At 31.2% G+C, this 14,740-nt stretch carries 13 protein-coding genes; 10 read left to right on the top strand and 3 right to left on the bottom strand.

What is annotated here, in order from left to right:
- Nucleotides 1–59: 59 nt before the first annotated feature.
- Complete coding sequence (locus tag CD035_RS02020) at nucleotides 60–416, bottom strand: transcriptional regulator, SarA/Rot family (RefSeq protein ID WP_048540015.1); 357 nt, start codon at nucleotides 414–416, stop codon at nucleotides 60–62.
- Nucleotides 417–768: 352 nt separating this feature from the next.
- The gene (locus CD035_RS02015; protein ID WP_048540018.1) at nucleotides 769–1,602 is read right to left on the bottom strand and encodes an aldo/keto reductase; all 834 of its coding nucleotides are present in this window, start codon (nucleotides 1,600–1,602) and stop codon (nucleotides 769–771) included.
- A gap of 194 nt (nucleotides 1,603–1,796) precedes the next feature.
- On the opposite strand from CD035_RS02015, the gene panD reads away from it, so the two are divergent.
- The 9 genes from panD to CD035_RS01970 all read left to right on the top strand — a co-directional run bounded on the left by panD (nucleotide 1,797) and on the right by CD035_RS01970 (nucleotide 11,887).
- A complete protein-coding gene (gene panD / locus CD035_RS02010) occupies nucleotides 1,797–2,180 on the top strand; it encodes an aspartate 1-decarboxylase (protein WP_025905023.1) in 384 nt (127 codons plus the stop codon).
- Between the two features lie 12 nt (nucleotides 2,181–2,192).
- Nucleotides 2,193–2,552: a DUF1304 domain-containing protein gene (locus CD035_RS02005; protein ID WP_048540020.1), complete on the top strand. Its 360-nt coding sequence runs from the start codon at nucleotides 2,193–2,195 to the stop codon at nucleotides 2,550–2,552.
- Nucleotides 2,553–2,738: 186 nt separating this feature from the next.
- On the top strand, nucleotides 2,739–5,168 hold the full coding sequence (locus tag CD035_RS02000; protein ID WP_048540022.1) for an MMPL family transporter: 2,430 nt from the start codon (nucleotides 2,739–2,741) through the stop codon (nucleotides 5,166–5,168).
- 552 nt (nucleotides 5,169–5,720) lie between these two features.
- Nucleotides 5,721–6,770, top strand: coding sequence for a MupG family TIM beta-alpha barrel fold protein (locus CD035_RS01995; RefSeq protein ID WP_048540024.1), 1,050 nt, complete (start codon nucleotides 5,721–5,723; stop codon nucleotides 6,768–6,770).
- On the top strand, nucleotides 6,771–7,655 hold the full coding sequence (gene murQ, locus CD035_RS01990) for an N-acetylmuramic acid 6-phosphate etherase (RefSeq protein WP_048540027.1): 885 nt from the start codon (nucleotides 6,771–6,773) through the stop codon (nucleotides 7,653–7,655).
- Nucleotides 7,656–7,674: 19 nt separating this feature from the next.
- A complete protein-coding gene (locus CD035_RS01985; protein WP_048540028.1) occupies nucleotides 7,675–9,111 on the top strand; it encodes a PTS transporter subunit EIIC in 1,437 nt (478 codons plus the stop codon).
- A 5-nt stretch (nucleotides 9,112–9,116) separates the two neighbouring features.
- Nucleotides 9,117–9,968 (top strand): MurR/RpiR family transcriptional regulator, encoded by an 852-nt coding sequence (locus tag CD035_RS01980; RefSeq protein WP_048540030.1) that lies wholly within the window; start codon nucleotides 9,117–9,119, stop codon nucleotides 9,966–9,968.
- A gap of 418 nt (nucleotides 9,969–10,386) precedes the next feature.
- The gene (locus CD035_RS01975; RefSeq protein ID WP_048540031.1) at nucleotides 10,387–10,677 is read left to right on the top strand and encodes a hypothetical protein; all 291 of its coding nucleotides are present in this window, start codon (nucleotides 10,387–10,389) and stop codon (nucleotides 10,675–10,677) included.
- 247 nt (nucleotides 10,678–10,924) lie between these two features.
- The gene (locus CD035_RS01970) at nucleotides 10,925–11,887 is read left to right on the top strand and encodes an LCP family protein (protein WP_048540032.1); all 963 of its coding nucleotides are present in this window, start codon (nucleotides 10,925–10,927) and stop codon (nucleotides 11,885–11,887) included.
- Nucleotides 11,888–11,966: 79 nt separating this feature from the next.
- Here the strand turns inward: CD035_RS01970 and CD035_RS01965 are convergent, their stop codons facing one another.
- Complete coding sequence (locus CD035_RS01965) at nucleotides 11,967–14,147, bottom strand: AraC family transcriptional regulator (RefSeq protein ID WP_048540033.1); 2,181 nt, start codon at nucleotides 14,145–14,147, stop codon at nucleotides 11,967–11,969.
- Between the two features lie 263 nt (nucleotides 14,148–14,410).
- Here CD035_RS01965 and CD035_RS01960 point away from each other — a divergent pair, with 263 nt between their 5' ends.
- Nucleotides 14,411–14,740, top strand: a complete 330-nt coding sequence (locus CD035_RS01960; RefSeq protein ID WP_048540035.1) for a MarR family transcriptional regulator — start codon at nucleotides 14,411–14,413, stop codon at nucleotides 14,738–14,740.

Genomic DNA, 14,740 nt, shown 5'->3' with positions numbered 1-14,740 from the left:
GTCAATAAGGAAAGGCTGGGTGAAATTTTTATTACCCAGCCTGTTTGGTTGGAAATTTTTTATTTTGATGTTTCTTCAACTTTATTTAAATTTTCATAAGTGATACTTTTGCATTTGTTTAATGTTTTATTAATAGCCTCGTAATTGATATTTTTTAAAATGATAGAACGCTCATCTTGAGGGTCTCTTACTTTATTGAAGTATTTCAGTTCTTCGAGTGATTTTAGTGCTCCTGTTAATTCTGAAGAAGAAGGTTCAAACATGAGTCTGCGTAATTTACGTACGTAGACTTCCTCTTCATTGATTTCGTTAAGATAGAATAGTGTGATTAAATCCATTCTTTTCAAATGTGTTTCATCAAAAATTCTATTAAAAATTTCTTTTTTGAGTAGTTCATAATGAATAATGTTGTCCATGTTATCCTCCTGATTTTTCATTTTTAAATTTAATATTTCTTATGAGTCGTTAATATGTTGAAAAAATCGATAATACAATGTTTTAAAATTGTTGGAATTTCAAAAGACGAAATAGTTTACTCCTAAATAATACCAAAAAATTAACTACTTACGCAATATAATAAGTGAAAAATCATATGTAATTTATTAAAATAAAAAGTTATAAAAATAATTGTATAATACAAATAAATCAATAATTATCTTGTGTGAAATCGAAGTATTCAATTATGAAAAATAAAAAATCTCGAACAATTGTCCGAGATTTTAAAATATAGATTAATAAAGTATATATTTAAGTTTATAGTTATTTTACTTAACCATTAAATTCTGAAGGATTTGGTCCAATGCGTTTATCTTCATTAAGTGCGTCCAACATTTGTATTTGATCATCATTTAAATTAAAATCAAATACTTCAAAGTTCTCTTCTATACGTGATGGTGTAACAGACTTAGGAATTGTGATGACACCATGTTCTATATTCCAACGTATAATGACTTGTGCAGGTGTTTTGTTAATTTCTTTGGCAATATGATTAACGACTTTATCTTTTAATATTTCTGCATTCATTAGAGGAGACCAAGATTCCATTTTTATGCCATTTCTATATAAATAATTTCTAAGTTCTAATTGAGTTAAGTATGGATGAAATTCTACTTGGTTTAAGACGGGTTTATATGTCGCTTTGTTTGATAATTTTTCTAAATGAACTATATTGAAATTACTTACACCGATATTATTAACTAATTTTTGTTGGTATAATTCTTCTAGACCTGACCATGTGTCTATCATAAGATTTTCATCTGTACCTGGCCAGTGCATTAAATATAAATCTAAATAATCTAGACCTAATAACTTTAATGACTTTTCATATGCTCGTTTAACATTTTCCTTACCGTAATCTTCTAACCATAATTTAGAAGTTATAAATAAATCTTCTCTTGAGATATTTGCTGCTTTAATTCCCTCTACAATACCTTCTCCAACTTTACTTTCATTTCCATATATAAATGCTGCATCAATACTTCTATAACCTGAAATAATTGCGTGTTTAACTGCATCTTTTGCTGTGTCATCATTTTCCACTCTAAAAACACCTAGGCCAACATTAGGCATAGTATTACCATTATGAAATGTTGTGTAATTCATGCTCAAAACTCCTTTTTAATATTGTATGGAATAGTATAATTGTAAATAAAATAAAATGTAAGTACGCACTATTTAGTTCCATAGGTACAAAAAAGTAATATTCAAACTTAATAGTTGACGGATTAAAATATCATTGTATGATAATAACGAGTATCAAAATTTATAAATTAAAAATATATATGGAGATGAATTTCATGATAAGAACAATGATGAACGGGAAGATTCATCGTGCGAGAGTTACAGAAGCTAATTTAAATTACGTAGGTAGTATAACAATAGATGCAGACATATTAGATGCGGTAGATATTTTGCCTAATGAGAAAGTTGCGATTGTTAATAATAACAACGGTGCAAGACTTGAAACATATGTTATTGAAGGTGAAAGAGGAAGCGGTAAAATTTGTCTTAATGGTGCTGCGGCACGACTTGTACAAGTAGATGATGTGATTATTATTATGAATTATGTTCAAGTAACAGATGAAGAAGCGAGATCACATGCACCGAAAGTAGCAGTTATGAATGAAAAGAATGAAATTATTGAAATGATTCATGAAAAGGAAAGTCAAATAATTCTATAGAGGAGATTTAAGGTGAGTATTCTAGCAACGATTTTTGTCGTTATTGTAGCAGTTGAACATTTGTACATTATGTATTTAGAAACAATCGCTACAACTTCTAAAAAAACGGCAGAAACATTTAATATAAAGCAACAAGTGTTAAAAGATAAAAATATTCAAACACTACTTAAAAACCAAGGTATTTATAATGGTTTGCTCGCATTATCTTTATTTTATGGTGCCTTTTTATCAAGTAATCCTAAAGAGTTTGTAGCGGTTCTGTTAATATTCATTATATTAGCTGCCATATATGGCAGCCTTACAAGTTCAAAGTCTATTATTTTAAAACAAGGTGGACCAGCAATTCTTGCATTAATTCTACTATTAATATAGATCTAAGAAATCCCAAATGTGAACGTTTTGTTAACAGCTTTTCTACAATTTTTGAAAAGTGTAGACAAAGTATACACATTTGGGATTTTATCTCTTTTTAGGGAACATTACAGGTGTTAGTATAAACGTTATGCTGTATACACTGTATGCATAAACTATATAGTAGATTTAAGGGAGGAAATATTTTTGGCGAACTTTTTATACAAATTGGGTTCTTCTATTGCTAAACATAAGTGGTTAACAATATTTATATGGGTCATCTTATTAGCTGGAATCGTGACGCCATTAACGATTAATAAACCCACATTTGACAACGATATTACAATGAGTGGTATTAAATCGATCGACACGAATGAAAAGATTGAGAAAGAATTTAATCAAGATAGTGAAAAGGCAAATATAAGAGTTGTCTTTAAAAGTGAAGATAAAAAAGGCATAACGGATCAAAAAGTTATGCAAGATATTCAAAAAGCTTTAAAAGATGTAAAAGATAAAGATGATGATATTAAAGAAGTGACAGATCCTTATAAAAATAAACAAATTAATAAAGATCAAACAACTGCTTTTGCAGATATCAATTATAAAGTATCTCAAACTTCTATTAAATCAGATTCCGTTGAGAAAGTTAAAGATGCTGTTAAAACTTTAGAAGATGATGACGATATTCAAACTGAATTAACAGGTAATGCTTTAACTGCGAATACTGAAATTGGTGGCGCTTCTGAAGCTATTGGTATCGTAATTGCTTTCGTTGTGTTACTTGTGACTTTCGGATCATTTATTGCTGCAGGCATGCCAATACTAAGTGCGGTTATCGGACTTGGTTCTAGTATTGGTACAATCGCTTTACTTACGTATTCATTTGATATTCCAAACGTTACGCTATCATTAGCAGTTATGATTGGACTAGCGTTAGGTATTGATTATGCTTTATTCATTTTATTTAGATATAGACAAATTATTAAGACTGAGAAAAATCATATTAAAGCAATTGGATTAGCATTAGGTACAGCCGGAAGTGCCGTTATCTTTGCAGGGGTTACGGTTGTCATAGCTGTCTGTGGTTTAGCATTAGTTGGTATTGATTTCTTAGCTACAATGGGATTTGCATCAGCACTAAGTGTTATCTTTGCTGTACTCAGTGCGATTACATTACTACCAGCATTAATTAGTGTCTTCCATAAACAAATTCATCCGAAAAAACGTAAAATACATTCAAATGAAAGTTTGGATACATCATGGTCAAAATTTGTAGTAGGTAAACCGTGGATTGCTTTAATCATTGGATTTGTCATTTTAATTGCAGCAGCACTACCGGTGACACATATGCGTTTAGGTATACCAGATAATGGTATGAAACCAAATGATTCTACAGAGAAGAAAGCATATGATATTATTTCTGACGATTTTGGAGAAGGCTTTAATGGTCCGATCGTCATGCTTGTAGATACTTCTGATAAAAAAGATAATCCAAAAGCATTACAAAATGATTTACAAGATTTGATGAAAGATGTAGACGATATTAAAAATGTTAAAACTGTCACACCACCTCAATTGAACAAAGATCAAGACTATGCACTTGTGACAGTTCTTCCTGAAAAAGGTCCAAATGCAGAATCAACATATGATTTAGTTCATGATTTAAGAGATTATAATAAAGATGCTAAAGACAAATATGATTTAGATACAGAAATATCAGGTCAAAGTGTTATTAATATAGATATGTCTGAAAAACTTAACGATGCGATACCGTTATTTGCAGGTGTTATTATATTATTAGCCTTCATATTATTAATGGTTGTATTTAGATCAATTATTATTCCTTTAAAGGCAGTACTGGGATTTGTATTATCATTAGCAGCGACTTTAGGATTCACAACACTTATCATGCAAGATGGCTTTATGAGTAGCCTGTTTGGGGTAGATACAACAGGTCCGCTATTAGCATTCTTACCAGTTATCACAATAGGTTTGTTATTTGGTTTAGCCATGGATTACGAAGTATTCCTTATGTCACGTGTACATGAAGAATATGTACGTACAATGAATAATACGAAGTCCATTAAAGTTGGTCTTAAAGAAAGTGGACCGGTTATTGTCGCAGCAGCACTCATTATGTTCAGTGTATTCATCAGCTTCGTATTCCAAGATGATGTTATGATTAAATCGATGGGTATAGCATTAGCATTCGGTGTTTTATTCGATGCATTTATCGTAAGAATGACAATTATTCCAGCATTGACGAAACTATTTGGTAGAGCATCATGGTATATACCAAATTGGCTAAATTCAATTTTACCTAAAATCGATATAGAAGGACATGCATTAAGTGAGAATAATCAAGTTGCCGAAGAAGCAGGTGCAGACAATACAAATGCGACAACAATAGAAGTAAGTCCAAAAACAAAAGCAATATACGATAAGATAGATGAAACAAATAAAGATGAAGTATTATATGAAGCATTGCGTCAACATCGTTACAAGCAAGAAAATAATACTCAAGATGATATTAAAACAAACAAAGACAACCAAGAGATCGTAGAAATATTGAATCGACAAACTAAAAATATCGAACAAGTAAACCAATTAGTAGAACGTTTGATAAATAAGAAATAATAGAATAATGAAGAACGCCGGAACTGCAGAAGTTCCGGCGTTTTTTTGGGTGGGGAGTAATCTTAGAGATTGAATGTATTAAATTTAAATAGAGTCTTGGCTTAATTACTGAGTAAAGCCAAGAGATCGCTCAAGTCATGGCTTAAGTGCTGAGTAAAGCCAAGTGATTGAGCAAGTCATGGCTTAATTACTGAGTAAAGCCAAGAGATAGCTGAAGTCTTGGCTTAAAGTGTGAATAAAGCCAAGAGATCGCTCAAGTCATGGCTTAAGTGCTGAGTAAAGCCAAGAGATCGTCCAAGTCATGGCTTAAGTGCTGAGTAAAGCCAAGAGATAGCTGAAGTCATGGCTTAAAGTGTGAATAAAGCCAAGAGATAGCCCAAGTCTTGGCTTAAAGTGTGAATAAAGCCAAGAGATAGCCCATTACTTTCAAATTTACCTACAATCCCCACATTCTGTAACGAGATTTCGCAAATATTCATATAAACTTTTAACTATTGAAATAATATTTCAAAAATGAGATAATGTAAACGATTCCAATAGGGGTGAGTTGCTATGTTAGGGTTTTCGGTATATTTAGGTGAGGCGTTTGATGAATTATATATTGAAACGATGTTAAATCATGGTTTCAACTATGTGTTTACTTCTCTTCAAATTCCTGAAGAGAATTCGGAATTGTATTTTGATAGGTTAAAAGCATTAAAGTTACTTGTAGGTGATAAAGCTGAGATTATAGCTGATGCGAGTCCTCATGCTTTTCAAAACCTTGGCCTTTCTTATAGGCAACCTGATGTATTAAAAGGTTTAGGTATTGATTATATAAGGTTAGATATTTCTCTAGCGATTCCAGATATTATTTCATTATTAAGTGAAGTTAAAATTGTCTGTAATGCTAGTACGGATGCTATTAGTTTGTTGGATGAACTTAAAGATCAAGATATTGATATGTCTCGTATTATGGTTGCGCATAATTATTACCCACGTCCTGAAACTGGACTGGATAAAGGTTACTTTATAAAGCAAAACACAAAATTAAAGACATCATTCCCGGATATTTCAATTATGGCTTTTGTAACAGGTACGGTATTTAGAGGTCCGGTATATGAAGGCTTACCTACATTAGAAGATCATAGATATTGCCACCCATTAATTGCTGCTCATGAATTAGCGGCATTAGGAGTAGATGATATATGTATAGGGGATACAGGTATCGATACAACAACGATTAATCAATTCAACAACTTCTTTAATAAAGGAATCGTGTCACTTCATGTGCAATCTGAAACAAAGCATTTAGAAAGTTATATTGGGAGAATTTTTCATAATAGAAAAGACAAAGCAAGAGATGTGATTAGAGCAGAAGAAGGACGGCAAATGTTTCAATCTGAAATATTACCTGAAAACACGGTTGCAAGAACAAGGGGTGCGATTACTTTAGATAATAACAAGTATGGTCGCTATATGAATGAATTACAAATCGTCAATAAAGATTTAAAGCGTCATGAAGCTGTTAATGTTATTGGACATGTATACCAACAAGATATACCATGCATAGATTTAATTGATGCAGGTACAGCTTTTCAGTTTGTGAAGGGGGAAGAATAAATGGATATCAGTCGTTTAACGACAGAATCAAGAAATGAGCACTCGTCTAAGTTAGACACATTAACACCTGAGCAATTTGTTGATGTTATGAACAACGAAGATCAAAAAGTAGCTCAGTTTATTAAAGAAGAAAATCATGCAATTGCTCAATTAATTACACAAGTTATTAACGGATTAAACAATGGTGGAAGATTAATTTATATGGGCGCAGGTACAAGTGGTCGATTAGGTGTATTAGACGCAGCTGAATGTGTACCAACATTTGGTGTAACACCTGATGTTGTCGTAGGACTTATTGCGGGTGGTCCAAGTGCGATGACTGTAGCTGTTGAGGGTGCAGAAGATGATGAAAGTCTAGGAGAACAAGATTTAAGAGACTTAAATATTAATGAACATGATACGGTTATCGGGATAGCTGCCAGTGGTAGAACACCATATGTAATAGGTGGTTTAAGATACGCACAAAGTATAAATGTACCTACTGGCTGTGTGACATGCAACAAAGCATCTGAAGTTGGTAAACATGCAGATTATCCGGTCCAAGTAGATGTTGGTCCTGAAGTATTGACAGGTTCAACAAGATTGAAGGCTGGTACTGCTCAAAAATTAATTCTTAATATGATATCAACAGGGGCTATGGTTGGTATAGGAAAAGTATATGAGAATTTAATGATTGATGTAAAACCAACTAATAAAAAATTAAAGCAAAGAGCTGTAAACATGATTCAAGAAGTATTGCAAACAACGGATGAAGATAGTGAGAGATTATTCAATCAAAGTGATGAACAAGTGAAAGTTGCAATTGTAATGGGGATGCATGGAATTTCTAAAGAGGAAGCATTAGTAAGACTTAAACAAGCTAAGGGGTTTGTGAGAAACACGTAAATTAAGGGGTGTGTAGGCTATGTCAAAAGAAAGAGAGATTGCACAAAATATTCTTAAAGAAGTCGGCGGAAGAGATAATTTAGACAAAGTGATACATTGTATGACGCGTGTCAGAATGAATATCGTGGATTACAGTAAAGTCGATGTCGAAGGTTTAAAAAATATAAAGGGCGTAATGGGTGTAGTAGAAGATGATATGCTTCAAGTTGTAATTGGACCAGGTACTGTTAATAAAGTAGCTAATGAAATGAGTTCAATTATAGGGGTTCCTTTAGGTGAAGATATAAAGCATAAAGCATCTAATAAAGAACAAGTTGAAAAAGAAGCGGATTTGTTTAAGCAAAGTATTAATAAGAAGAATCAAACACCATTTAAAAAAGTATTAAGATCTATTGCTAATATATTTGTACCATTAATTCCAGCCTTTGTTGGTGCAGGTTTAATTGGTGGTATTTCTGCAGTACTATCTAATATGTTAACAGCAGGTACAATAGATGGTGCGACATGGGAACAGTTCGTATTAATATTCGATATCATTAAAAATGGTATTTTTGCATATCTCGTGATTTATGTGGGGATTAATGCTGCAAAAGAATTTGGTGCGACACCAGGATTGGGTGGTGTTATTGGTGGTACAACCATGCTGACGGGTATGGATCCAGAAAGTCCACTTAAAAATATTTTTAATGGAGAACCATTAGCTGCCGGTCAAGGTGGTGTCATTGGAGTTATCATTGCAGTTTGGATTTTATCTTTAATTGAAAAAAGGTTACACAAAGTCGTTCCGAGTGCGGTAGATATCATTGTCACGCCAACGATTACACTATTTATTATGGGACTAGGAACAATTTTCTTAATCATGCCAATTGCCGGATTTATTTCAAATGGCTTATTAGGCGTAATAGATTGGGTTCTAAATATAGGTGGTGCATTTAGTGGATTTGTACTAGGTGCAACGTTCTTACCACTTGTAATGTTTGGCTTACACCAAGTATTAACACCGATTCATATTGAAATGATTAATCAATCTGGTGCAACTTACCTCTTACCAATTCTAGCAATGGCTGGTGCAGGTCAAGTAGGTGCAGCATTTGCATTATGGTTTAAATGTAGAAAAAATAAAAAGATTATCAACTTACTTAAAGGTGCATTACCAGTTGGTATTTTAGGCATTGGAGAACCGTTGATTTACGGTGTAACACTTCCTTTAGGTAGACCATTTATTACAGCATGTATAGGTGGCGGTGTTGGTGGTGCAGTTATCGGTGGCATTGGTCATATCGGTGCATCAGCAATTGGACCGAGTGGCGTTTCACTTATTCCACTTATTTCTGATAATATGTATTTAGGATATATCGCAGGATTGCTTGCAGCATATCTTGGAGGATTCATTGCCACATATTTATTTGGAACAAATAAAGAAATGACGGCACCACAAGAATTAGAAGAGGATTAAATCATATGGAACATCAACATTTACTCATATTTATAAAAGAACAAATGCCACGTTTAACGAAACATGAAAAACGTATTGCAGAATATTTTATTGAACATCCTGAAAAAACAATTAACTTGAGCGCTAAAGAACTTGGCAAATTAACGAATACGAGTGCAGCTTCTGTTATTAGATGTACACATAAACTTGAATTTAAAGGGTTCACAGACTTGAAGTTAGCAATTTCTAGATATTTACCGCAACATGAACAAAGTATTTATCAAGAAATTAAACAAGATGAAACAGTCGACTCAATTAGTAAGAAGCTTATTACAAGAGCTTCTCATACACTTGAAATGACCGAAAAGAATATTTCGAGTAAACATATTGAGCAGGTTGTCAATCAATTATACGATACAGATACGATTATCGTATTTGGTGTCGGTGCTTCAAGTTTGGTTGCTCAAGATTTGTATCAGAAGTTCACTAGAATAGGTAAACAAGTGATTCATTCATTAGATACACACTTTTTAGCGACAGCCATTGCTTCACATAGTGATAGTTGTGTTCTGATAGGTATATCCAATTCAGGCGAGAATCATGAGACGTTATCTTTAGCAAAAGTAGCTCGAAAATATGGTGTAAAAATAGTTGGTTTAACACAGTCAGAACAGTCTACATTAGCAAAAGCTTCTGATATATATTTAATTCATGACGCAAGTTCTGAAAAAAGTTTGAGGTTAGCAGCGACAAGTTCTCTTATATCTCAACTTATGACTATAGATATTCTTTTCTATAGTTACTTATCAAGAAATTATGATGAACATGTCGTAACAATGAGTAAAACAAGAGATGCAGTAGAATTGTATCTAGAATAGGATTATCAAAGGGAGCGAGACAGAAATCTAACTTGAAAAAAAGATTTCGTAGTCTCGCCCCGGCAAGGATGACTAGAGTTGAAAAAAGCTTGCTACAAGTGCATTTTCAACTCAGTCATCTACTGCCAAGATACTAAAAGAGACTGAGACATTCCATTATGTCCCAGTCTCTTTGAATTAAGTATTATATTGAAAAAACAATAAAAAAATAGTACAATTTAACTAATAATCTTATTGCCAAAAAATGTAATGTAGTGATATTAATAATGTAAAAAGTTTATATATCCTAAAGAAAAAGAAATGGCATAAGACAAATTATATAAATATTCTTCAACTCTATGAAACAATAGTAGCAGTCATCTAAGCGCTTATCATCACATTTCATATAATAAGAATTAAAGAAAGTTAGCGTGAAATCATGAAACAAGTGGAAATTATAAGAATATTAGATGATACGTCATTTATTATTAATGCAGGAACAGATAAAGGTATTAAACCTGGTTATTATATTGATGTATTGAAAAGAGATAAGTCATATAATTATATTGCAAAAGTAGAAGAAGTATATCCTGAGTTATCTTTATGTACAAGGTATGGAGAACAAAGGTTATTTTATGGGGATGTTGTCAGAATTAGATATCCAGATGAGTTTAATATAAAAACAAAAGTTATTAAATCTAAAACAAATAGACGCAAAAAGAGAGGATGAGATCGCCGAATCTCATCCTCTTTCCCGTTTAATATGTCATAAAAATTAAAAAACAAGTAACGTTGTAGATTTATAATAATACTCTATCATATAATGTATAGATTTTCCAGAAATAAGTATGGAATCTTTGTATAATTTAAATATTCATTACAGGATTATTTAAATTGTGCACATAATTATGTTCAATATGGAAATGTGGTATAAATAAATGTATAATAAAGAAAAAAATAGAATGGACTGAGAACACGTGGCAAACCAATATGAGCGTTCTACAAAGAAAAAGAAGTCAACAGCATTCAAAATAGTAACGACAATCATTATTATTTTATTACTCGTATTTTTATTAGTGAGCGCATTTTTTGTCTATAAATTCTTTGCATTAGGTAATTCAATACATAATCCATTAGACAGAGATAAATCAGAATTAAGAAAGAAAGCAGTAGATACGAATGGCGATCCGATATCTATCGCATTATTCGGTATTGATTCAGATTCAACAAGAGCAGCAGAAGGTGGCGGAGAAAGATCAGATTCAATATTACTATTATCCATCAACCCTGATAAGAAAAAGACTGTAATGGTAAGTGTACCTAGAGATACAAGAGCTCAAATCGTAGGCAGAGATTCTGTCGAGAAAATTAACCATGCATATGCATATGGTGGACCAAAAATGGCAATTAATTCTTTAGAGAAATTAATGAATGTACCGATTGACCACTATGCGACAATTAATATGGATGGTGTTAAAGAATTAGTAGACCAAGCAGGTGGCGTAACCGTTAAAAGTAATGCAACATTTACAGTTAAAGGCAATTCATATGTTAAAGACCAAAAGTATAAACTTGATGGAGACGAAGCTTTAGCATTTATTAGAAGTAGAAAAGAAGATGGTGCTGGTGGAGACTTTGGTAGACAAGAAAGACAACAACTTGTTATCCAAGCATTAGCAAAAGAATTAGTAAGTATCGGTTCATTACCGAAAATCAACCAAATCTTTGATACATTAGGCGATAATGTTCAAACAGATTTAAAAATTTCACAAATCAATAGCTTAAGATCTAAATATAGTGACGCATTAGATAATGTTGATAGAAATCAATTAGAAGGTCAAGATGCCATTCTAGATGATGGATTGTATTATTTTGTACCTAGCGATTCAAGCAAGAAAGAAGTCGTAGATAATTATCGTACTAACTTAGAATTAGATTAAATATAAAAAATCTTGGACATCCATTCGATGCCCAAGATTTTTTTGAATATTTATTTCGTTTGTTTTAATATGTGTTTCTCTATCCTCTATTTTGTACAATTAATAATTGTACAGCGTTCGTCTTTAAGAAATAAGTTTCGTCAATTTTATTTGTATTATAATCTGCCATTTCTATATCTGGTGAACAATATCTATCTAATAATACTGTATTTAAGAAGTCCAAATTACCATGAGTATGATCTAACTTTCTAATAGCTTTAAAGATATTTCCATTGTCTTGATCGAAAGTAATTTTAGTGACTCTGAAATTATTGAATGGAATGTCTCGATAAGATAGTATAATCCCGATATTATTTTGATAGTTGATATCATGTGGGTGGTACAGCTCATAGTTAAATAATAAATAGAATATTTTATTATGAATTTCAAATTTAATATAGTTTGGACCTTCAGAAAATTCATGACCGTTAAAATGACTCAGTATAGATAATAAATAATTCGTTGGACTTTTACAGTGATATTTTAAATATAAAGATAAAGGTTGATCGATGGTTGAATATTTAGCAGATGATTCTTCCATTAACCAAAATCCTATACCAGATATGTAATTTGTAATACTCATTAAATGCTTTAACATAATTGATGCATTAAAATAAAAGCTTTTACTTGTATACGTATCACCGTTTAATATATTCCATTCAATAGGAATAACATGTTTATTTTTTGATTTTAAATAAGCCATATTTTGAATGAGTTGTTTAGTATATTGTTTTGTAATATCTGCGATATCATAATTGTTGATCTCATTTAAGTTATACAAGTCATTAAAGTTATAACTTAATGCAAAGGCATCAATGTCTTCATATTGCGAGAAATCGATCTCTAATTCTTCATATATATGCATAAATGGATTTGGCGCATTTAATCCAATATGTATATCAGGTAATTTCATCTTTGTTTCTCTAATTTGCTTGTTAATATGATGAATATCATTATAATCTACATCGAAGAAGATTTCTCCGTTCTTATTATAGAAATAGTTATAAATGGCATCTATTAATTCATGCCAGTCGTTTTTAAAGCTGTCGTCGCCATAATCAATATCATATATTTTTATGGCAGGTATAATTCTCGTATCTGAAAACATACTTAAACAAAATGCTAAATTTTGTTTATAATGATTTTGATGTTCTTCACTAAAGAAAGTCTTCATAGAACAGTGAATGACAATAATCGGCGTATCCGTCATTTTCTCTACATTTTCTAAAATTTCTCCAAGAAAAGGTGTATAAAAATCATAAACATCACCGATATGTAAATATGTCTTATGATTTGCTGAGAGTGTCTTAAAAGGTACATCACTAAATGCCATCCTTTTATATTCATGAACAAACGATTTATTATGCATCAATTTTTGTAATTTCGAAATCAATGAAGCTTTTTCCTCTTTAGAAATCACTTCATTTTCTTTATCTTTTTTATGACGTCTATATTGAAGACGATATTGATTAGGCGTTACATGAAACTGTTCTTTAAATTGTCTATTAAAGTTATGATAACTAGAAAAGCCATGACTATTTGCGATTTGTTCTGTTTTAAACTGAGTGAACAGTAGTGCATATGTCGCTTGAAAAAGTCTTTTTTCTTTTAAATATTGTATGAATGTAGTACCCATTTGTTTAGAGAATTCTCTAGATAGATGTTCAGGAGAAATATAAAAATGACTCGCGACACTATTAAGTGATAATCTTTCGTGATAATTTTGATCAATATATTGTTTTACTTTATAAATAAGGCTACTGAGTTCAATTTCAATATGACCATAATTTTTAGTATCCACTTGAAAACGTTCAAACATGATTTTATAAATTTCAACAACGTAATTACTACATCTAATTTTAACGTTTGTTAAGTTTGCAAGTATGGCTCTAATATATAATTCTTTAATTTCATGCTTATATCTATCTAATTCATTTGTCTTCGTCGTACGTGGAATCCTAAAGACAAATGCTTCTTCTCCACTTAAATTCTCCATCATTGCATAACTAATATGAAGTATAGCGACTAATCCATTATTAATAATCGGCAAATAATTATCGTTATCTTGAAGATAAAATAGGTCACCGACATTAAATTCATAAGTCGTTTGATTTAATGTAACTTCTGTGTGACCTTCTAAAACAAAACATAAAGCACCAAATCCAAGTAACTTCGGATTAATGATACTTTCTTTATGGAGTGAAATCTTATAATTGTACAAATAATCACCTCTAAATATAGACAAATTATGGAATAAAACATCAAAATTCGTCAATATATTTCTTTATTTAACAATATGATATCAAAAATCGTATGTAAATGTTACCTAATTTAATAAAATGGAGAAGATACTTCATAATAAATCAAATATGTTAATCGATTTAATCAAAATATGAATTTAAAACGCGTTAAAATAATAATTAATGTAATTTGTGTATTGTGAACTATTAAAAATCGGGGAAAATTAAATTGGGAGGGCTTTACTTGATAGAAACATTCAACAAAACCATTCAACAAATGATCGACTATGAGAATAAATTGACAACATTAAAAAATGAAAAGAAATTATCACTCGTGGATTTCATTATTTTAGAAGAAATATATACTGCAAAAGAAATTACAATCAAAGAAATTCTTAGTGGAAAACTTTTAGAGTTAACAACAAGACCTTCTAATATAGGTACAAACTTAGCAAAATTATATAGAAAAGGTTTAATCGATAAATATAGAAGTAATCTCGACGAAAGAAAAGTTTACTATTTTATGGATGCATCACATAAAGAAAAATACGAAACACTTGTTAAAGATATATAA

It is taken from the genome of Mammaliicoccus sciuri (assembly GCF_002901825.1).
Lineage (GTDB): Bacteria > Bacillota > Bacilli > Staphylococcales > Staphylococcaceae > Mammaliicoccus > Mammaliicoccus sciuri.
The sequence above is the reverse complement of the archived record's forward strand: the minus strand, read 5'-3'. Positions and strand labels throughout refer to the sequence as shown.